Here is a 20593-nt window from a genome sequence, read left to right as displayed (position 1 = left end):
CCCGCCAGCCGTTTCCCCCTCCTCACCCGCGGCTTTCCCGGCCTGCCTATCGTGGGTCGATGATCAATGAGCGGCGGGTGCTCTACGTTCTGGTCTGTGCTTCCGGCGCGGCCGGTGAGGTCGGGCGGCTGGTGACGTTGGCCCAGGCCGACGGGTGGGAGGTGCAGGTGGTGGCCACGCCGTCGGCGCTGGCCTTCATCGACGCGGCGGCGCTTCAGGAGCAGACCGGGCGGGCGGTGCGCAGCAGATACCGGGCGCCCACCGATCCCCGGCCACCCCGGCCGGACGCGATCATCCTGGCGCCGGCCACTTACAACACGATCAACAAGTTCGCGCTCGGCATCGCCGACACATATGTGCTGGGGCTGCTCGCCGAATCGCCCGGCCTGGGGATTCCGGTGGTGGTGCTGCCCTACGTCAACCGGGCCCTGGCCGTTCGGGAACCGTTCCGGCGCAGTGTGGAACAGCTGCGCGCGGAGGGCGTGACGGTCCTGTTCGGCCCCGGTGAGTGGGAGCCGCACGACACTCCCGACGGCGCCGAGGCGATCGCGGCCTTCCCGTGGGAGCGGGCTGTGCACGCCTTGCGCTGACGCTCGGCACCGCGGCCCCTCGACACCGCGACCCCTTAACACCTCGACCCCTCAACACCTCGACCCCTCAACACCTCGACCCCTCGGCACCGCGACGATCGCGGCACTGCGGCGATCGCCAAGTTGCCAAATGACTAGTCTCCTAGGATGCTCTAGGGGGTATGGCGTTGACTACGCGACCGCAGAAGACCTCTATCTCGTCGATCAAGCGGGTCAGGACGTCGGCTGCGTAGTGCGTAGGATCCCAGCCCGCGTACATCGGGATGCGGACCGGTTGTCCGGTCACCGTCACCGGGACCGTGGCCAGGTCGAAGCGGGGCCAGTTGGTCAGCAGGGCCACGCCCCGGCCGGACGCCGCCACGCCCTGGGCCAGCAGCGACGACCGCATCTCGATCAGGTGGGCGGGGCTGCGGTCGAGGGCGGCCAGGGCCTCGTCGACGACCAGGCGGGCCATGTTGGTGCGGTTCATGACGATCAGCGGGTCGTTCAGGAGATCGGTCAGTTCCACCCGGGGCAGTCCCGCGTACGGGTGGTCGTGCGCGACCTGGGCGTACAGCGGGATGTCCGGTAGCCGCCGGGACCGCCAGCCGGCCGGTGGAGGATAGGTGGACAGGCCGAGGTCGGCGCCGAGGGCGTGGATCTGGTCGAAGACGGCGGCCGGTTCCATCTCGATGCCGTCGATCACCGGCAGGGACGCGCCGCGTTCGGCGATCAGCGGCGCGAGCATGTCGTGCAGGGTGGCCAGCGGCGCGACGACGGTGAGATCGGGGGTGCCGCTCAGGTCGGTGTGGTCCTCGATGCGCAGGATCTGGCGGGCCATCGCGTCCCGGCGCAGCAGGTCACGGGCCACGACGAGCATGCGGTCCCCGGCGCGGGTCAGCCGGAGCGGGCCGTTGCCACGTGTGAACAGGTCGGCGCCGAGCTCACGTTCCAGGGCGCGCAGTTGGCGGGAGACGGCGGGCTGGCTGATGCGGACGGCGTCGGCACCGGCGGTGAGGCTGCCCGCCTCGGCGACGGCGACGAAGTAGCGCAGGACGCGGAGTTCCATGCCGGCATCCTCGCATTGCCTCAGAGGCAAGGAGACCGCAACCATCCGGCATTGGACGGCAAGGGCCGGGCCGTCGAGGCTGAACCGGACACCTCGCCGAACAGGAGAAACACGATGGCGACACTGGATACCGCCCCGGAGCGCGCGGCGCGTGCCCGGCGCGCGGGCATAGCCTCCTTCGTCGGCACCGCCGTCGAGTGGTACGACTTCTACATCTTCGGCACCGCCGCCGCGCTCGTCTTCGGGACGGTCTTCTTCCCGTCGGCGAGTCCGGCGGCCGGGCTGCTGGCGTCGTTCGCGACGCTGTGGGTGGGGTTTGTGGCCCGGCCGCTGGGCGGCGTGATCTTCGGGCATCTGGGTGACCGGTTCGGCCGGCGCGGCACGCTGGTGACCACGCTGGTCCTGATGGGCGCCGCGACCACCTGCATCGGCCTGCTGCCCGGGTACCACACGATCGGGGTGGCCGCCCCGGTCCTGCTGGTGCTGCTGCGGTTCCTGCAGGGTGTCGCGGTCGGCGGCGAGTGGGGCGGCGCGGTGCTGATGGCGTCGGAGAGCGCCGAGAAGGGCCGGGGCATCTTCGCCGGCATGTTCGTGCAGCAGGGCTCACCGGCCGGCAGCATCCTGGCGACCCTCGCGTTCCTGGCGGCGTCGCAGTTGGACGACGCGGCGTTCCTGTCCTGGGGCTGGCGGGTGCCGTTCCTGATCAGCGCGGTGCTGGTGGTGATCGGCCTGGTGGTGCGGCTGAAGGTGGAGGAGACGCCGGAGTTCACCGCGCGGGTGGAGGAGCGGAAGCCGGAGCGGGCGCCGATCATGCAGGTGCTGACCCGGCACCCGGTCGCGGTGGTGTTCGCGCTGATGGCGAGTGTGAGCGGCATCGGGGCGGCGTACTTCACCAACACGTTCATGCTGTCGTACACCACGTCGGAGCTGGCGGTGCCGCGGCAGACGATGCTGAACATCCTGCTGGTCCTGGCGATCGTGCAGTTCCTGTGGCAGCCGTTCGCGGCGCTGATCGCCGAGCGGGTCGGCCCGGCCCGGTTCATGACGGTGGCGCTGCTCGGCAACGTGGTGGTGGCCCTGCCGATGTTCCTGCTGGTGCAGACGGCGCAGCCGGGCGCGATCCTGCTCGGTCTGGTGCTGAGCATCATTACGGGTTCGGCGTACTACGCGGTGCTGGCGGGTTTCCTGGCGGCGGCGTTCCCGCCCGAGGTGCGGTACACCGGGATCTCGGTGAGCTACCAGCTGTGTTCGACGCTGATCGGTGGCACCACCCCGTTCATCGCCCAGTTCATCGTGAACCGGACCGGTGGCTGGGGCGGGATCGCGGTCTTCTACGTGATCATCCTGCTGGTCACGGTCGCCGGTGTGGTGGGTCTGGCCGCCCACAACCGCCGCCAGGTCCGGAGCGCCTGATGAAACTCGACGTGATCTTCGAGAACGCGCTGTTCCGGACGGTGGACGACGCCCGGCCGACGGCTCGCCGGGCCGGGGTGTGGCGGGGGCGGATCGCCGCGCTCGACGACGACCTGGACGGGGTCACCGCGCACCGGGTGGTGGATCTGGGCGGCGCGACGGTGGTGCCCGGTTTCCACGACGCGCACCAGCACTTCTCCATGGTCGGTAGGGAGAAGCTGCAGCTGGACCTGTCGGTCTCGGTGGCGCCGACGCTGGAGGCGCTGCTGGACGCGGTCGCCGAGCGGGTGGGGCGGGTGCCGGCCGGCGCGTGGGTGATCGGCAACGGCTACGACCAGAACAAGATCGGCGTGCATCCGACGGCGCAGCAGCTGGACCGGATCGCACCGGAGCATCCGGTGTGGCTGGTGCACACGTCCAAACACATGGCGGTGGCGAACTCGGCGGCGGCACGGGCGGCCGGGTTCACCGGGCTGGACGCTCTGCCGGACGTGCCCGGCGGCACGGTGGTCCGCGACCGCGGGGTGCCGACCGGGCTGCTGCAGGAGACGGCGATGAACCCGGTGTCGGCGGTGCTGTTCCCGGTGCCGTTGCCGCAGATGGCGCAGGCCCTGGCGGCGGCGTCGGAGCACTGTCTGGCCGAGGGGATCACCAGCGTCACCGAGCCGGGGATCGGCGGGGTCGGCGGGCTGGGCAGCACCCGGGCCGATCTGCGGGCGTTCCAGGACGCCCGGGACTCCGGACTGCTGCGGGTACGCGCGACGGTGATGCCGTACATCGAGGCGCTGCACGACTTCGGGCCGATCGGGGGCGGGGAGAACGGGTTCGGGCTGGACCTGGGCCTGCGGTCCGGCCTGGGTGACGACTGGGTGCGGGTCGGCGGGGTGAAGATCGTCTCGGACGGGTCGCTGATCGGGCGTACCGCGGCGATGTGCTGTGACTACCACGACGCGCCGGGGGAGCGGGGCTATCTGCGGGTGGACGCCGGTGACCTGCGGTCCCAGATCGTCGGGGCGCACCGCAACGGCTGGCAGGTGGCGACACACGCGATCGGGGACGCGGCGCTCGACGTGGTCCTCGACGCGTACGCCGAGGCGCAGCGGTCGTTCCCGCGGGCGGACACCCGGCACCGGATCGAGCACTGTGCGGTGGCGAGCCCCGGGCAGGTGCGGCGGATCGTCGAGCTGGGGCTGATCCCGGTGCCGCAGGGGCGGTTCGTGTCCGAGATCGGGGACGGGCTGCTGGCGGCGATGGGGCCGGAGCGGGCGGCCGGGCTGTACCGGATGCGGACCTGGGTGGACGCGGGGGTGGAGCTGCCGGGCAGTTCGGACGCCCCGGTCGTGGACTCGCCGCCGTTGTGGGGGCTGCACGACATGGTGAACCGGCGTACCGCGTCGGGGGCGCCGTTCGTGCCGTCCGAGGCGCTGACCGCGGCGCAGGCGCTGCGGGCCTACACCCATGGTTCGGCGTACGCCACCCATCAGGAGCACGTGAAGGGCCGCATCGTGCCGGGGCTGCTGGCCGATCTCGCGGTGCTGGACCGGGATCCGGTGGCGGTGGCGGCCGAGGAGATCCGCGACCTGCGGGTGCTGGGCACGATCGTGGGTGGCGAGATCGCGTACCAGGTGTAGATTGCCGTAAAGGTGATCGACGAACCTGGATGGCTGCCATGTTCGAACAGTTCACGATCGTGACCGACCCGGTCGGCGGCTCCGTCGCGCTGTCGGCGATCTTCGCCGCGCTGCCGTTGCTGACGCTGTTCCTGCTGCTCGGGGTCCTGCGGATGCGGGCCTGGCTGGCCGGGTTGATCTCGCTCGGGGTGTCTCTCGCCGTCGCGATCGCGGTCTACTCGATGCCGGCCGGGCAGGCGCTGCTGTCCGCGACCGAGGGTGCGGCGTTCGGGTTCTTCCCGATCCTGTGGATCGTCGTCAACGCGATCTGGGTCTACAACCTGACCGTCGTCAGCGGGCACTTCGACGTGCTGCGCCGGTCGATGGAACGGGTCAGCCCGGACATGCGGATCCAGGCGATCATCGTGGCTTTCTGCTTCGGGGCGCTCCTGGAGGCGCTCGCCGGGTTCGGCACGCCGGTCGCGGTGACCGTGGTGATGCTGATGGCGCTCGGGTTCCCGCCGCTGCGGGCCGCCGCCGTCGCGCTGATCGCGAACACCGCGCCGGTCGCGTTCGGCGCCCTGGCCACCCCGATCGTCACCCTCGGCACGGTGACGTCCGGCGCCGTCGCCGACCCGCGCCTCACCACCGACACGCTCGGCGCGATGGTCGGCCGGCAGACCCCGATCCTGGCGGTGATCGTGCCGCTGGTGCTGGTCGCCGTGGTCGACGGCCGGCGCGGCGTGCGGCAGACCTGGCCGGCCGCGATCGTCGCCGGCCTGGTCTTCGGGCTGGCCCAGTTCGTGGCCTCCAACTACATCTCGGTCCCGCTGACCGACATCATCGCCGCCCTGCTCGCCGCCGCAGCGGTCGTCCTGCTGCTACGGGTCTGGCGCCCCACCGAGTCCCCGGACCTGCACGCCTCCCCGGCGTCCCCGACCTCGGCGGCCTTGTCGGTCGGCGCGGATCGGCCCGACTCTCCGTCGTCGCCGGACTCACCCACCACCACGGATCCGTCGATCAGGTCGGCCGCCGGGCAGGAGGGGGTGCCCGAGCGGGACGCTGCGGTGGAGGGAAGGCCCCAGCCGGTGCGAGCGTCTGCGTCGGCCGACGTGGCGACGGCGGCGCCGGAGCGCGACTCGCCGGTTGAGGTGCTCCGGGCGTACGGGCCGTATCTGATCATTATTTTGATCTTTTCGATCGCCAATCTGGGGCCGGTCAAGAAGGCGCTGGCCGCCGAGCCGTGGACGGTCGTCTTTCCCTGGCCCGGGCTGGACGTGATCGGTGCCAACGGCAAACCGCTGTCGTCGATCAACTTCACCTTCGGCTGGCTGCCGGCGGCCGGCACCCTGATGATCTTTGCGGGCATTCTCACCGCGATCGTGCTGCGGGTTCGGCCCGGGGCCGCGGTTCGGGCCTATGGTCGTACGTACGCCGAGTTGCGCCACGCCATCGTGACCGTGATGGCGGTGCTGGCCCTGGCGTACGTGCTGAACCAGTCCGGGCAGACCGCGACCCTCGGCGAGTTCCTGGCCGGGGCCGGCACCGCGTTCGTGTTCCTGTCGTCGATCCTCGGCTGGATCGGCGTGGCCGTGACCGGTTCCGACACGTCGGCGAACGCGCTGTTCGGCGCCCTGCAGGTGCAGACCGCGGCGCAGGCCGGCCTGGACCCGCTGCTGCTGGCGGCGGCGAACTCGTCCGGCGGTGTCCTCGGCAAGATGATCAGCCCGCAGAACCTGGCGATCGCCGCGTCCGCGGTCGGCATGGCCGGCAAGGAAGGCGACCTGTTCCGCCGGGTGGTCGGCTGGAGCCTGATCCTGCTGCTGTTCATGTGTGTCCTGGTCACCCTGCAGGCGACCCCGGTGCTGGGCTGGATGGTCCCGTGACGGGTCAATCGGGGTAGGTGTCCGCGGCCGGCGGCACCTTGACGTCGACGGGGGTGCCGAACTCGGAGAAGGTCACGGCGTGGACAGCGGAGGCCGTCGTGACCCGTAGCTCGGCGAGCCGCCCGCGGCCCTCGATGTCGGCCTGGAACGCGACCATCCGGGGCGGCTGCGGGTCGATCCCGGCGGGGGAGGGCCCGAGCGACTCGGAGAACGTGGTCAGGTCGATGACGCCTTCGACCGTGTCGTAGTCGGCCCACCGCGGCTCGGCGACCGTCGCGAGACTGCCCAGGATCGAGGAGGCGTCGAAAGAGGCCAGGCCGCCGCCCTCAGGCGTCCGCACCGTCTCCCACTTCCGGTCGTCGCCGCCGGCTTGCTCCGGCGGGAACCGGACGTAGTTCACCCCGTCGATCCGGCGGACGGTGGTGTCCTGCCGGGCACGGGTCCAGACGGTCTCCGAGTTCCTGGTGACGGGATCCACCACGCCGGTCATCAGAACGGTGGTGCCCAACGCCGTGGTGAGCCGGTAAGTGTCCTTCTCCAGTTCGGTCCGTGCCAGGGTCAGCGCGCCGGCCGGGTCCGCCCGGTTCCTCGGCGGACCGGCCGAACACCCGGCCAGCAGCGTCGCCAGCGCCGCACCGGCGGCGGTCCCGGCGGCGATCCGATGGTTCACGAACGTCTCCCCGTGCGGCGTCCGGTCCGATCAGGACTTCCGCGAGCGGCACTATAACCGCGGCCGTCGATCGGTGTCGTGCCGGGTTCCGGGTGGTGCCAGGTCGGCGAAGTGGCCGGGGGTGACGCCGAGGATGCGTTTGAAGTGGCGGTTCAGGTGGGGCTGGTCGTGGAAACCGGCGTCGGCCGCCACCTGGCGCAACGGGCGGCCGGTCAGGATCAGGTGGCGGGCCAGGTCGACGCGGCGGGAGATCAGGTACTGGTGGGGGCTCATGCCGAACTCGCCGCGGAACGAGCGGACCAGGTGGGCGGCGTCGAAGTGCAGCGTCGCCGCCGCCACCGGCAACGGCAGGCCGGCCACCACGTTGTCCTCCAGCAGGTCGCGCAGCGCGTGGGCGGCGGCCCGGCCCGGTGGGCGCGGCGGTTCCGGGGCGCCGAGCCGGACCCGTAGCCGATCCAGCGCCAGGACCAGCAGACTCTCGGCCAGCGGGGCGTCACCGGGGTCGCGGATCAGGCGGTGCACGCGGGAGATCGCGGCGTGCAGGGCCCGGTCGGCGATGGCGGGCGCGTCGACGCTGGCGCCGATCAGCCCGGCGGGCAGCTGGTCGGCCTCCAGGTAGAGGACCCGTTTGCGGAAACCACCGGGCCGGGCCGAGGTGCCGTTGTGCGGAACCCGCGGGGGCAGCACGGTGACGAGATCACCGAACGCGCCGCGGGAGTGCCGGTCCAGGTCGTAGCGGACGGCACCGGAGTCGACGAGCAGCACGGCCCACGTGTCATGGGCGTGCATGGGGTAGGCGTGCTCGTCGAAGCGCGCGTGCAACACCTCGGCGACCCCGTGCAGTGGCGGCCGCCAGGCTCGGAGCTGGGGCACGTCAAAATCGTACAAGACCCGGGCGGCGGAGCCGGGAAACGATGGGCGCATGAGGTTCGACACCAAGATCGCCGTACTGCTGCGGGACGACCTGCTGACCTGGCAGCGCCTGAACGTCACCGCCTTTCTCGTCTCCGGGCTGGGGTCCACGGTTGCGGAGGTGGTCGGTCAGCCGTATGCCGACGCCGACGACGTCGAGTACCTGCCGATGTTCCGCCAGCCGGTGATGATCTTCCAGGGCGGCAAGGAGCTGCTCACCGCGGCGCACGCCAAGGCACTGGGGCGCACGAGTCTCGCGGTGTTCACGTCGGATCTTTTCGCCACCGGGCACGACGCTGCCAACCGGGACGCGGTCCGGGCCGTGCGTACCGCCGATCTGGATCTGGTCGGGATCGCCGTGCACGGGCCGCGCAACACCGTCGACAAGATCTTCAAGGGCGCGACGATGCACCCGTGAACAGGTAGGACGTCGTCTCCGCCTCCGGTCGCCGTGCTGCGGCCGGGGGTGGTTCGTCGTCGACCGGGTAGCCGATGCGGAGCACCAGGTACGGGTGGATCGTCCCGCCGACCAGGGTGGCGAGCAGGCCGCGCGGCCACGGCGCCTCGACGAGTTCGGTCATCGGCGAGCACGCCACCCCGCGGACGGTGGCGGTCAGCAGCAGCGCCGACAGGGCTTCCCCGGCGCGCAGCCAGTCGTCGGCGACGGTGCCGTGCAGGACCAGGTAGCGGGCGCCGACGTCGCCGTCCCCGGTGGCCGGCCCGTGCAGTGCCCGCATCGGCACCGGCCGGATCCCGCCCGCCGACGACCCGCCGGACGCCCATCGGACGACCTCGGCGGTGTGCCCGGGACGGCGGGCGGCGTCCGAGGCGGCCCGGGCGGTGGCGGCGGCCAGCAGCGGCACTTCGTCCCGCCGGACCGGATGCGTGTCGAAGCCGTGCGGCAGCACCACCCGCCGCAGCTCGTCGACGATCGCGTCCCCGGGTGGTTGAGCGCCGAAGGCCCGCCTGTCGGTACGCCGGTGCGGGACAGCCGCGGCCAGGTCCCCGAACGCGGCCGCCGTGACCCCGGCCAGCGTGATCCGGGCGAGCGGCCGATCCTGGCGGTGCGGGCCGGCGGACCGTTCGACGGTGGCGTCCCAGCCCTGCGCGCGGATCGTGACGACGGCGTGGTGCAGGGCGGCGCCACAGCTGAGCAGCGCCAGGTGCCGATCCGGGTCGACGTGGTCGAGCAGCCGCTCGGGGTCGAAACGCAGCTCGGCGGTGTGCCGCCCGATCCGCCACTGCCACGGCTGGGTGTTGAGAATCGACGGCGCGTGCCGTGCCTGCCGCGCCGCGTGGGCGAGAACCGCCGTCCGCGAGGTCATGCCCCCACCCTGGCCCTCCGAGGGTCGCACCGTTCAGGGCCAGAGGTCCCGTCCCGCCGGGGTGACCGCGCCGGACGCATCCGGCCCGGCGGTCGCGGGTCGGTCGTGGCGGGCCGCCTGCCCCGCGGCGACGAGGCAGAACGGACCGGATTGTGGCGGGACGTCTTGGAACGTACCGGCAAAGGGTCGGAAAACGACGACTGCCGTGAGCCCCGGGGAGAGAGTCAGCGGGTCAGCCAGGGGAGGGGGTTGGTCAGGACGTTGTGGATCACCGAGCGGGCCGCGCCCATCGCGGGGGCCTCCGGGCCGTATGTCGAGACCTGGACCGTCGGGCTGGCCCAGGGGGCGCCGAGGAACTGGGTGGACAGCTCGTGTTCGATCGGCGGGGCCATCCACGGCGCCAGCTCGCGGTAGATGCCGCCGAGGACGACGTGGGTCAGGTCCAGCAGGTTCAGGCAGCCGGCGAGGGTGTCGCCCAGCACCTGGCCGGCGGTGGTCAGCGCGGCCAGGGTGGCGGGGCAGCCGGCCCGGGCGCGTTCGGCCAGGACGGCGACGGTGGGGCGGACGCCGAAGCTGGTGCCGGCGTCGGCGGGGATCCCGGCGGCCCGCAGTATCGCCTCCTGGCCGGCGTACCGCTCCAGGCAACCCCGGCGGCCGCACGGGCACTCGGGGCCGTCGCGGTCGACGGTGAGGTGGCCGATCTCGCCGGACCAGCCGTGCGCGCCGCGGTAGAGGGTGCCGTCCAGGACGATGCCGGCACCGACACCGATCTGACCGCTGACGAACAGGTAGCTGGCCCGGCGGCGCAGCAGGGCGGATTCGGACAGGGCGGCGTAGTTGGCCTCGTTGTCGAGGGTGGTGCGGCCGTCGTGGATGTCGGCGGGCAGGACCTCGGTGACGTCGAGCTGGCGCCAGCCCAGGTTGGGGGCCAGGGTGACGGTGGCGTGCGCGCGGTCGACGATGCCGGGGACGGCCACCGCGCTGCCGCAGACGGTGAGGCCGTCGGCGGCGGCGGCCTGGCGGGCGCCGCGGGCCAGGTGGGCGATGCGGTCCAGGATCTCGCGGGTGGTGTGGCCGCGCTGGTCCTCGGCCAGGACGTGCTTGTAGCGCAGGGCGCCGGTCAGGTCGACCACGCAGACGGCGGTGTAGTCGACGTTGACGTCGATGCCCATGCCGGCCGGGCCGTCGTTGCGCAGGGCCAGGGCGGTGCCGGGACGGCCCGGTCGCGCGGCCCCCTTGTGGAAACCGGTCTCCCGGACCAGCCCGCCGGTGATCAGCTCGTCGATCAGGCTGGAGGCGGTGGACCGGTTGAGACCGGTGCGCGCGGCGATCCCGGCCCGCGAGATACCGTCTGCGGAGTCGGCGACGTGGCGCAGCGCCAGGGACAGGTGCGCGGCACGTGGATTGACCGTTCCGGTCTGCATCGTCCTCCTTCGCTTGCGTGACGCCACGATAGCGGTCCGTTGAAGTAGGCCCTCGACATTAGTCGCCGGGGCCAACAAATAGGATCCTCGCGGGTTCGGTTACGGGCTGTGGGGACTTTCGCCCCCAGGTACTCGTCTGATGGCCTCAGCGGTCACGGGGAGTGTTACACAGCCGTTACGGACCCCCTCGTGAAACCCCGTCGTAAAGACCGTATGTTGTCCGCAGCAACAAATCGATAGCCACCACGTGGCCCGCACCCCCCGGGCCCGATTGAAAGGAGACGCCGAGGTGTCCAAGAAATTCCGGGTCCTCGCGTCGGTCGCTCTGGCTGCTTCCCTGGCCGCGACTTCCGCTTGCAGCAGCACCCGCGACGCCGAGGAGTCCACCTCCGGTTCGTCGGGTTCCGGTGGCGGCCTGGTCGGCATCGCCATGCCGACCCGCAGCCTCGAGCGCTGGAACAACGACGGCGCGCACCTCGACGACCTGCTGAAGAAGGCCGGTTACACGACCTCGCTGCAGTTCGCCGACAACAAGGTCGACCAGCAGATCACCCAGATCGAGAACATGATCAACCAGAACGCCAAGGTTCTGGTCGTCGCCTCGATCGACGGCACCGCGCTCAGCCCGGTGCTCGAGAAGGCCGCCAACGCCAAGATCAAGGTCATCGCGTACGACCGCCTGATCAACGGCACGCCGAACGTGGACTACTACGCCACCTTCGACAACTACCTGGTCGGCAAGCTCCAGGGTGAGTTCATCGAGGAGAAGCTGGGCCTCAAGGACGGCAAGGGCCCGTTCAACCTCGAGCCCTTCGCCGGTTCGTCGGACGACAACAACGCCAAGTTCTTCTTCAACGGCGCGTGGGACGTTCTCAAGCCGTACGTCGAGAGCGGCAAGCTGGTCATCCCGTCGGGCAAGAAGATCGCCGGCGAGGAGGACTGGAAGACCGTCTCCATCACCGGTTGGAAGTCCGAGACCGCGCAGGCGGAGATGGACAACCGGCTGAACTCGTTCTACACCGGTGGCAAGAAGGTCAACGTCGTTCTCTCCCCGAACGACTCCCTCGCGCTGGGTATCGCGCAGTCGCTGGACTCCAAGGGCTACAAGCCGGGCGCTGACTACCCGATCCTGACCGGTCAGGACGCCGACCTGGCGAACGTCAAGAACATCCAGGCCGACAAGCAGTCGATGACCGTCTGGAAGGACACCCGCACCCTGGGTGACCAGGTCGCCAAGATGATCGACGCGATCGTCAAGGGCACCACGGTCGAGGTCAACGACGAGAAGACCTACAACAACGGCAACAAGGTCGTCCCGTCGTACCTGCTCCCGCCGGTCGTCGTCGTCAAGGACGACATCAAGGCCAAGCTGGTCGACTCCGGCTTCTACACCGCCGACAAGCTCGGCCTGTAAGTCGCAACCGGCCGGGTTCCCGCAAGGGGGCCCGGCCGTTCCGGTCGGACCTCAAGAGCAAGCGAGTCGTACGATGGCCAACGACACGACCCCGATCCTGGAGATGCGGGGGATCACCAAAACCTTCCCGGGCGTCAAGGCGCTTTCGGACGTCACGCTGAGCGTGGCCCGCGGGGAGGTTCACGCCATTTGTGGCGAGAACGGTGCCGGCAAGTCGACGCTGATGAAGGTACTCAGCGGCGTCTACGGGTACGGCTCCTACGAGGGCGACATCGTCTTCGAAGGCGAGACCTGCAAGTTCAAGACGACCCGTGACTCCGAGGAGCGCGGCATCGTCATCATCCACCAGGAGCTCGCGCTCAGCCCGTTCCTCTCGATCGCCGAGAACATCTTCCTCGGCAACGAGCGGGCCTCCGGCGGCGTGATCAACTGGGCGCAGACCAACCGGCAGGCCGCCGACCTGCTGACCCGCGTCGGTCTGAACGAGCAGCCGGACACCAAGATCATGGACATCGGTGTCGGTAAGCAGCAGCTCGTCGAGATCGCCAAGGCGCTGTCGAAGAAGGTCAAGCTGCTCATCCTCGACGAGCCCACCGCGGCTCTGAACGACGAGGACAGCGCTCACCTGCTCGGCCTGCTGCGCCAGCTGAAGGCCGAGGGCATCACCTCGATCATCATCTCGCACAAGCTCAACGAGATCGCCGCGATCGCCGACAGCACGACGATCATCCGGGACGGCCAGAGCATCGAGACCCTCGACATGCACGGTGCCGAGCCGGTCTCCGAGGACCGCATCATTCGTACGATGGTGGGCCGTGACCTGGAGAACCGCTACCCGGATCACACGCCGACCATCGGCGAGGAGATCCTGCGGATCGAGAACTGGACCGTGCACCACCCCAACGACCCGAGCCGGGTCGTGGTGGACAACGCCGCTCTCGACGTGCGGGCCGGTGAGATCGTCGGGATCGCCGGGCTGATGGGCGCCGGGCGCACCGAACTGGCGATGAGCGTGTTCGGGCACAGCTACGGCACCGGGATCTCCGGCCAGCTGTACCTGCACGGCAAGCCGGTCGGCATCAAGACCGTGTCGGCCGCGATCGAGAACGGCATCGCGTACGCCACCGAGGACCGCAAGCACTACGGTTTGAACCTGATCGAGGACATCAAGCGCAACACCACCGCCGCGCGGCTGCAGAAGATCGCCCGCCTCGGTGTGGTGAACGCGGCCAAGGAGATCACCATCTCCGAGCAGTACCGCAAGGACATGCGCACCAAGACGCCCAGTGTCGACGTGCAGGTGGGCAAGCTGTCCGGCGGCAACCAGCAGAAGGTGGTGCTCAGCCGGTGGCTGTTCGCCGAGCCTGAGGTGCTGATCCTGGACGAGCCGACCCGCGGTATCGACGTCGGCGCCAAGTACGAGATCTACGAGATCATCAACAAGCTTGCCGACTCCGGCAAAGCCGTCATCGTGATCTCCTCCGAGCTGCCCGAGCTGCTCGGCATCTGTGACCGGATCTACGCGATGAGCCAGGGGCGCATCACCGGTCAGCTGCCCCGCGCCGAGGCCTCACAGGAGAGCCTCATGCGTTACATGACCATGGAGAAGAGCGGAGCGACCCGGTGAGCACGGCCACCCAGACCAAGAAGGCCAAGACCGAGGGCGGCTCGCTCGCCGGCTACCTCGGCGGCAACCTCAAGCAGTACGTCATGGTTGCGGCGCTGGTCGTGATCACGCTGTGGTTCCAGTACGACACCAACGGCCTGATGCTGCTGCCGAACAACGTCGTGTCGCTGATCCAGCAGAACGCGTACGTGTTCATCCTGACCATCGGCATGGTCATGATCATCGTGGCGGGTCACATCGACCTGTCGGTCGGTTCGGTGGTCGCCTTCGTCGGCGGCATCACCGGTCTGATGATCATGCAGTGGGACATCGCCTGGCCGGTCGCGGTCGTGCTGGCCATCGTCCTCGGCGGCGTCGTCGGCGCGTGGCAGGGCTTCTGGGTCGCGTACGTCGGCATCCCGGCGTTCATCGTCACCCTCGGTGGCATGCTGCTGTTCCGCGGTCTGGCGATCTACTTCGTCGGCACCACCGTCGGCGGTCTGCCCAGCGACTTCAACGCCCTGGCCAACGGAGCCCTGCCGAACTGGCTCGGTTTCGCCGGCAATCTGGACGTGGTCTCCGTCGTGATCGGTGCGGTCGCCGCGCTCGGTCTGCTGATCAGCCAGGTCCGCACCCGCCGTGAGCTGGTCAAGAACGACCTGCGCACCGAGCCGTTCGCCGCGTTCCTCGGCAAGCTGGTCGTCGGCGTCGCCGCCATCGGTTACCTCACCTGGCTGCTGGCCAGCAGCGCAGGCGGCATGCCGATCGTCCTGATCATCGTGGGCGTGCTGGTCCTGCTCTACTCGTTCATCATGAACAACACGATCTTCGGCCGGCACATCTACGCGATGGGTGGCAACCTGCCCGCCGCCATGCTGTCCGGTGTGAAGACCAAGCGGGTCAACTTCCTGCTGTTCGTGAACATGGGCCTGCTCGCCGGTGTCGCCGCGGTCATCACCACCGCCCGCGCCGGTTCGTCGGTCGCCGCGGCCGGCCAGAACTACGAGCTGGACGCCATCGCCGCCGCCTTCATCGGTGGCACCGCCGTCACCGGCGGCGTCGGAAAGGTCACCGGCGCCATCATCGGCGCCCTGATCATGGGCGTGCTCAACATGGGCCTGTCCATCACGAACGTCGTGCCCGAGTGGCAGATGGTCATCAAGGGCCTGGTCCTCATCGTCGCCGTCGCGTTCGACATCCTGAACAAGCGTCGCGGCAAGTAAGACCTTCTTGGGGGGAGATGAGGGGGGTGCCGCCTGGGACGGCGCCCCCCTCATCTGCGTTTCACCGGCGTTTGAACAGGCCCAGCATGGCGGCGTGCATCTGCTCGCGGATCAGCGCCGGCTCCGGCAGCGGGGACGCCGCGCCGGCCCGGAGACCGTCCAGGATGATGCCCAGCGCCCGCCGCCAGTTCTCCGGCGCGACCTCCTGGGTGGCCTGCACGATCATCGACGTGGACCAGGAGCGCGAGGGCGAGAACCCGGTCCCGCACTACTGGGAGCACGTGCTCTGGGTGTGGGGCGCCCCGGACATCCCGTCATTCATCGCCGACGCCGACTCGACCACCTCCCGCACGTCGGCGCGTTCACCGCCGACTGGATCGAGGACACCCTGCGAGAAATGGACGCCGGTTACCGCTCAGTCCAGTAGCCCCTGGATGTCGGCGGCGGTCATCTCCGCCGAGGCGAAGTCGCCGCCGTCCAGGACACTGCCCGACAACTCGGCCTTGCGCGCCTGCAACGCCATCACCTTCTCCTCGATGGTGTCGCTCGCGACCAGCCGGTAGACCATCACGTTGCGGGTCTGCCCGATCCGGTGGACCCGGTCGACCGCCTGCGCCTCGGTCGCCGGGTTCCACCACGGATCCAGCATGATGCAGTAGTCGGCCTCGGTCAGGTTCAGCCCGAACCCGCCGGCCTTGAGGCTGATCAGGAAGACCGGCGCGGTCCCGGACTTGAACCCGTCGATCACCTCGGTCCGCCGCGAGGTCTTGCCGTCCAGATAGGAGCAGGCGATCCCGGCCGCCTCCAGCCGTTGCCGGGCCGCGTCCAGGAACCGGGTGAACTGGCTGAACACCAGGATCCGGTGCCCCTCGGCGACGATGTCGGTGACCCGTTCGGCGAGCGCGTCCAGCTTGGTCGACGGGACACCCTGATGCTCGTCGTCGACCAGCGCGACGTCCAGGGCCGCCTGCCGCAGCAGGGTCAGCGACCGGAAGATCTCGAACCGGTTCCTGCGCAGGTCACCGAGCAGCCCGAGCACCTTGCGCCGCTCCCGCTGCAGATAGGCCTGGTAGACCCGCCGCTGCCGCGGGTTCAGCTCCAGCTCCAGGATCTGCTCCTGCTTGTCCGGCAGATCGGCGGCCACCTCGCTCTTGCGCCGCCGCAGCATCAACGGCCGGATCCGCCGCCGCAGCTGTGCCAGCCGCTGCTGGTCCCGGTCGCGTTCGATCGGCCGACGGTAGTGGTCGGTGAACCGGTCGAGACGCGGCAGCAGCCCCGGCGACGTGATCGACAGCAACGCCCACAACTCGGCCAGGTGGTTCTCCACCGGGGTGCCGGTGATCGCCAGCTTGAATCCGACCGGCAGATCCCGGGCACATTGGTACGCCAGCGAGCCAGCGTTCTTGACGAACTGGGCCTCGTCCAGGATCAGCCCCGCCCACGGCATCGCGGCGTACTCGTCGTACTCCAGCCGGAACAGGGTGTACGACGTGACGACGATCCGCGTACCGGGCGCCACCGCGGCCAGCTCGCCGGTCCGGCGCACCGCGTGCACCGCCAGGTCCGGGGCGAACCGGGCGCTCTCCGCCACCCAGTTGCCGACCACACTGGCCGGGGCCACCACCAGGAACGGGACGTCCGCGCCGGCGTGCACGATCATCGCCAGGGTCTGCAGCGTCTTGCCCAGGCCCATGTCGTCGGCGAGCACCCCGCCGAGACCGTGCCGGTACAGGGTGGCCAGCCAGGCGAACCCGTCCTCCTGATAACCGCGCAGGGTGGCGTGCACACCCGGCGGCACCCGCGGGGTCTCGCCCGGATCCCGGATCGACTCCAGCCAGGCGGCGGCCGGACCGCTCAGCTCACCCAGATCGGTCACGTCCTGCCACACCCCGGGCTGCAGGCGGCCGACCCGCAGCACGCCCGGCGGGGTGTCGTGCAGCGACAGCGACTCGACGATCAGCTCGTGCAGCCGGTGGAACTCCGGCCGGTCCAGGGTGACGTAGCGGCCGCTCGGCAGGATCAGGAACTCCTGCTCCCGGGCCAGGGCCACGAACAGGTCCCGGAACCCGACCTCCTCGCCGTCGACGGTCACCCGGATCGCGAGATCGAACCAGTCCCGCTTGCCGTCCCCGTCGGTCTGGTCGCTGAACGTGACCACCGGGGCCTCGGTCGTCTCGACGTAGCCGGTCTCGTCCAGATCCAGATCCACCACGACGTCCGGGATCTCCCGCAACCGCGGCACCAGCTCACGCAGCACGCGCAGCATGACGTCCCCGGCGACCACTGTCTTTCCCCTGGTGGTCAGCCCGTACCGGGGGTCGGTCACCAGCTCGTCGACGCGCGGGTTCGTCGCGGTGGGCGGATCCCACTCCCAGCTCAGCTCCAGGCGGTGTCCCGGCAGCAACCGGCCGACCAGCGTCACCGTCGACCGGTTCGGGTCGGGCAGGGTCACCGACTTGTCGACCGCGACCACGGTGGTGTGCTTCGCCAGCCCCGGGTAGTACTGCCGCAGGAACCGCGGCTCGTCCGCCACCGGCACCACGATCGGCGGCTCGGCCAGGGCTTTCACCTGCTCCGCGCGGACCGGCCGGGCCAGCGGCGCGAGATGCAGCGACACCGGCTTGCCACGGGCCAGATCCCACCAGGCGACACCGTGCGCCGGATCGCCGGCCAGCGCCAGCCGGGCCGGATCCAGGGCGGTGTCACCGGCCGTCAGGACCGGGCGCAACCGCAGATCGGCGCCCTCCCGGCCGGCGTGCACGGCGAATCCCACCGGCTCCGGCCGGACGGTCACCGGTTCGGCCGCGCGGCCCGTCGTCACCAGCGGCAGCCCGGTCTGCTGCGCTTCCAGGAGCACGTCCCACACCCGCCGGGTGGGGAACTCGTCCAGGTGCAGCAGCCGCTCGTCGACGTAGAAACGGTAGTGCGGGCCGCTCTGGAACTGTGCCCGCAACTCCAGCAGCAGCTCCAGGTGCGGATGGCTGCGGAACACCCGTTCCAGGGTCCGCCACGACACCCCGCCCTTGACCCAGCCGTTGTAGCCGGGCAGCACCGGGCGCATCCCGACCCGGCCCGCGGTGGTCACCTCGAACTGCAGGCCCAGCCCCAGGTTCTCGCCGGAATCGGCGGCACCGCTCAACGACGTCAGCGCCGCTTCCCACACGTGATCTCCCCCTCCGGCCTCCGGGAACGCTACCCGCCGCTCAGCGCGTCCCCCAGGGGAGTGCGGTGGTAGAGGACGCTGCGGCCGGAGCGGGCCCGTTCCACCAGCCCCGAGCGCAGCAGGACGGCCAGGTGGTCGCCGGTGGCGCCGGTCGCCAGGTCCAGGGCCCGGGCCAGCTGGCTGGTGCTCGCCGGGTCGGCCAGCATCACCAGGATCAGCGCCCGGGACCGGCCGATCAGCGCGGTCAGGTGGTCCGGGGCGCGCGGCGGCCCGTGCTCCAGCAGGGTCGCCACCCCACGGGCCGGGTAGACGATCGCTTTCGGCCACGGGTCGTCGTCGAAGACCGCGAACTCGGGCCAGATGAACACCGACGGCACCAGCAGCAGTCCCGCGCCGCCGAGGTCCAGGGTTCCGCCGCGCCGCCCGATCAGGTCGATGCCGCCGTCCCGCCAGCGGATCTTCGGATGCAGCCCGGTCAGCGCCGCCTGCCAGCCGCCCCGGCCGAGTTCCGCGGACCGGTGCACGATGTCGCGCTCACACAGCAGCCGCAGCCGGGGCCAGTCGTCGGCGACCAGTTCCCGCCACGCCTGCCGCAGGAAGTCGGCGAGCCTGTCCTGGACGTCCGGCGCGTTCAGGAAGTCGTCGGGTTCATCCCTGGTGTAGAAGTCGATCTCGGCGCGGACCGTCTCCGGCGGAGCCCGGCGGATCGCGGCCAGGTCGTCCTCGATCGTCTGACCGGGTTTTCGGGGTGGGGGACAGATGAAGTTCGCCCCCGAGTTACCCGTGTGCAGGCGTTCGATGGCCTTCGCTGCCCGACTCGTCGCGAGATGACGGTATCTGTCGCGGAGGCGATCCTGCCACTCCTTCGGCACACCCCGCCCGTGCGGACTGGCCAGGGCCCGCAGCAGATTCAGCAGCTCGAAGACCGGAGACAGGGCGAACCTGGTCCGGGCCATGTCCTCCGGGCTCGTCGCGAATCGCAGCACGCCCTCGACCTTACGTTCCAGAGCGAAACATTGGTTTGCCGTACGCGGGGAAAGCAGTCTCGTGGCATGTCCGTCACCGACCGCCCCGCCACCTACCGCGAGGTTTTCGCCGAACCGGTGTTCCGCACCCTGTTCGTGGCCCGCGGCGTCTCCATCAGCGCCAACAGCCTGCAGATCTTCGCCCTGTCGGTGCTGGTCTACGGCGCCACCGGATCCCCGCTGCTGAGCGCGCTCGCGTTCGGCGCCGGTTTCCTCCCCCAGTTCGCCGGAGGCCTGCTGCTGGGCTCGCTGACCGACAGGTTGCCGGCCCGCCCGCTGATCGTCGGCGGCTACCTGCTGGAGGCGGCCCTGGCTGCCACCCTGGGCCTGGCCGACCTCCCGGTCCTGGCGAACCTGCTGCTGGTGGCCGCGGTGGCCTGCTTCACCCCGGTCTTCGCCGGAGCCGCGGCCCGGGTGATTGCCGACCGCCTGACCGGCGACGCCTACGTCCTGGGCCGGGCGCTGACCGGAATGTCCTCCTCGGTGGCCCAGTTGCTGGGCCTGGCCGGCGGCGGGGTGGCGGTGGCCGCCCTGGGCGCCGAACACGCCCTGCTGTTCGCGGCCGCGGCCCACCTGCTGACGGTCCTGCTGGTCCGTTTCGGACTGCCCACCTTCCCGCCCGCCACCACCAGAACCGGTGGAGCAGTCCGGGACAGCTGGACCGGAGCCGTGAACCTGCTGGGCGACCGCAGACTGCGCGCCCTGTTCCTGGCCCAGTGGCTACCGTGCGCGTTCGCGGCCGGAGCCGAGGCCCTGCTGGTCCCGTACGGCGCCACCAGGGGTTTCCCACCGGGAACCGGAGCGATCCTGATGGCAGCGTCCCCGCTGGGCATGCTGCTGGGCGAGTTCCTGGTGGGCCGTTTCGTCCGCCCGAGCATGCGGGAACGTCTGGCGGCCCCGCTGGTGGTACTGCTGGGCGCCCCACTGCTACTGCTCGGGTTACCGCTGCCGCTACCCGCAGTGGTGGCGGTCCTGGCCGTGGCCGGCACCGGCTTCGCCTACAGCCTGGGCCTGCAACGCGAATTCCTGGAGGCGTCCCCACCAGAACGCCGAGGCCAGGTCTTCGCCCTGCTCTCCACCGGCATGATGGCCCTGCAGGGCGCCGGCCCCCTCCTGTCCGGCACCCTGGCCGAACTGACGTCCCCCACCCTGGCGATGACCGCGGCCGGAGCAGCCACCTGCCTGGTGGCCACCACCATCCACCGCGCCCGCCGCTAGGCCCGGCCGAGAACGCGGACGGCGTGGGTGAACCCGAGACGCCACACTGGTGTTAATCCTTGTGAG

Annotated in this window: 17 protein-coding genes; 9 read left to right on the top strand and 8 right to left on the bottom strand. The window is 70.5% G+C overall.

Features of this window, described 5'->3' with window-relative positions; genetic code table 11:
* Positions 1-59 precede the first annotated feature (59 nt).
* Positions 60-590 carry a flavoprotein gene (locus Aco03nite_RS29750; protein ID WP_203800536.1) on the top strand — a complete coding sequence of 177 codons (531 nt, stop codon included), beginning with the start codon at positions 60-62 and terminating at the stop codon, positions 588-590.
* 142 nt (positions 591-732) lie between these two features.
* Here the strand turns inward: Aco03nite_RS29750 and Aco03nite_RS29745 are convergent, their stop codons facing one another.
* The gene (locus Aco03nite_RS29745) at positions 733-1638 is read right to left on the bottom strand and encodes a LysR family transcriptional regulator (RefSeq protein WP_203800534.1); all 906 of its coding nucleotides are present in this window, start codon (positions 1636-1638) and stop codon (positions 733-735) included.
* Positions 1639-1752: 114 nt separating this feature from the next.
* Here Aco03nite_RS29745 and Aco03nite_RS29740 point away from each other — a divergent pair, with 114 nt between their 5' ends.
* From Aco03nite_RS29740 to Aco03nite_RS29730, 3 genes are read left to right on the top strand one after another with little or no spacing between them, the layout of a single operon-like run.
* Entirely contained in the window at positions 1753-3051 is a 1299-nt protein-coding gene (locus Aco03nite_RS29740) for an MFS transporter (protein WP_203800532.1), read from the top strand.
* On the top strand, positions 3051-4682 hold the full coding sequence (locus tag Aco03nite_RS29735; protein ID WP_203800531.1) for an amidohydrolase: 1632 nt from the start codon (positions 3051-3053) through the stop codon (positions 4680-4682). The genes Aco03nite_RS29740 and Aco03nite_RS29735 overlap by 1 nt, the downstream gene beginning before the upstream one ends.
* A gap of 29 nt (positions 4683-4711) precedes the next feature.
* Positions 4712-6547 carry an L-lactate permease gene (locus tag Aco03nite_RS29730; protein WP_203800530.1) on the top strand — a complete coding sequence of 612 codons (1836 nt, stop codon included), beginning with the start codon at positions 4712-4714 and terminating at the stop codon, positions 6545-6547.
* A gap of 4 nt (positions 6548-6551) precedes the next feature.
* On the opposite strand, the gene Aco03nite_RS29725 is transcribed toward Aco03nite_RS29730, so the two are convergent.
* Positions 6552-7217, bottom strand: a complete 666-nt coding sequence (locus tag Aco03nite_RS29725) for a hypothetical protein (protein WP_203800529.1) — start codon at positions 7215-7217, stop codon at positions 6552-6554.
* Between the two features lie 51 nt (positions 7218-7268).
* Positions 7269-8141, bottom strand: coding sequence for an AraC family transcriptional regulator (locus Aco03nite_RS29720; RefSeq protein WP_203800527.1), 873 nt, complete (start codon positions 8139-8141; stop codon positions 7269-7271).
* Between Aco03nite_RS29720 and Aco03nite_RS29715 the strand changes: the two genes are divergently transcribed.
* Complete coding sequence (locus tag Aco03nite_RS29715; protein ID WP_203800525.1) at positions 8140-8547, top strand: DUF2000 domain-containing protein; 408 nt, start codon at positions 8140-8142, stop codon at positions 8545-8547. The genes Aco03nite_RS29720 and Aco03nite_RS29715 overlap by 2 nt on opposite strands.
* On the opposite strand, the gene Aco03nite_RS29710 is transcribed toward Aco03nite_RS29715, so the two are convergent.
* Positions 8522-9454 carry an Acg family FMN-binding oxidoreductase gene (locus Aco03nite_RS29710; RefSeq protein ID WP_203800522.1) on the bottom strand — a complete coding sequence of 311 codons (933 nt, stop codon included), beginning with the start codon at positions 9452-9454 and terminating at the stop codon, positions 8522-8524. The genes Aco03nite_RS29715 and Aco03nite_RS29710 overlap by 26 nt on opposite strands.
* A 224-nt stretch (positions 9455-9678) precedes the next feature.
* Positions 9679-10878 (bottom strand): ROK family transcriptional regulator, encoded by a 1200-nt coding sequence (locus Aco03nite_RS29705; RefSeq protein ID WP_203800521.1) that lies wholly within the window; start codon positions 10876-10878, stop codon positions 9679-9681.
* A 289-nt stretch (positions 10879-11167) separates the two neighbouring features.
* Between Aco03nite_RS29705 and chvE the strand changes: the two genes are divergently transcribed.
* The 3 genes from chvE (at position 11168) to mmsB (ending at position 15121) form a co-directional block, all read left to right on the top strand.
* Positions 11168-12292 carry a multiple monosaccharide ABC transporter substrate-binding protein gene (gene chvE, locus Aco03nite_RS29700; RefSeq protein WP_203800520.1) on the top strand — a complete coding sequence of 375 codons (1125 nt, stop codon included), beginning with the start codon at positions 11168-11170 and terminating at the stop codon, positions 12290-12292.
* A 73-nt stretch (positions 12293-12365) separates the two neighbouring features.
* On the top strand, positions 12366-13919 hold the full coding sequence (mmsA, locus tag Aco03nite_RS29695) for a multiple monosaccharide ABC transporter ATP-binding protein (RefSeq protein WP_203800519.1): 1554 nt from the start codon (positions 12366-12368) through the stop codon (positions 13917-13919).
* Positions 13916-15121 (top strand): multiple monosaccharide ABC transporter permease, encoded by a 1206-nt coding sequence (gene mmsB, locus Aco03nite_RS29690; RefSeq protein ID WP_239145534.1) that lies wholly within the window; start codon positions 13916-13918, stop codon positions 15119-15121. Before mmsA ends, mmsB begins: the two co-directional genes overlap by 4 nt.
* Positions 15122-15182: 61 nt before the next feature.
* Here mmsB and Aco03nite_RS29685 read toward each other — a convergent pair whose 3' ends face one another.
* The 3 genes from Aco03nite_RS29685 to Aco03nite_RS29675 all read right to left on the bottom strand — a co-directional run bounded on the left by Aco03nite_RS29685 (position 15183) and on the right by Aco03nite_RS29675 (position 19270).
* Positions 15183-15347, bottom strand: coding sequence for a hypothetical protein (locus tag Aco03nite_RS29685; protein ID WP_203800510.1), 165 nt, complete (start codon positions 15345-15347; stop codon positions 15183-15185).
* A gap of 189 nt (positions 15348-15536) precedes the next feature.
* A complete protein-coding gene (locus Aco03nite_RS29680; RefSeq protein WP_203800508.1) occupies positions 15537-18284 on the bottom strand; it encodes a DEAD/DEAH box helicase in 2748 nt (915 codons plus the stop codon).
* Between the two features lie 29 nt (positions 18285-18313).
* Complete coding sequence (locus tag Aco03nite_RS29675) at positions 18314-19270, bottom strand: ArsR/SmtB family transcription factor (RefSeq protein WP_203800506.1); 957 nt, start codon at positions 19268-19270, stop codon at positions 18314-18316.
* Positions 19271-19336: 66 nt separating this feature from the next.
* Between Aco03nite_RS29675 and Aco03nite_RS29670 the strand changes: the two genes are divergently transcribed.
* Positions 19337-20527, top strand: coding sequence for an MFS transporter (locus tag Aco03nite_RS29670; RefSeq protein WP_203800504.1), 1191 nt, complete (start codon positions 19337-19339; stop codon positions 20525-20527).
* Positions 20528-20593: the final 66 nt, after the last annotated feature.

Source organism: Actinoplanes couchii (assembly GCF_016862075.1).
In the GTDB taxonomy this organism is placed as follows: domain Bacteria; phylum Actinomycetota; class Actinomycetes; order Mycobacteriales; family Micromonosporaceae; genus Actinoplanes; species Actinoplanes couchii.
Note: the sequence above shows the minus strand (reverse complement) of the source record. Positions and strands in the feature narration are given on the sequence as shown.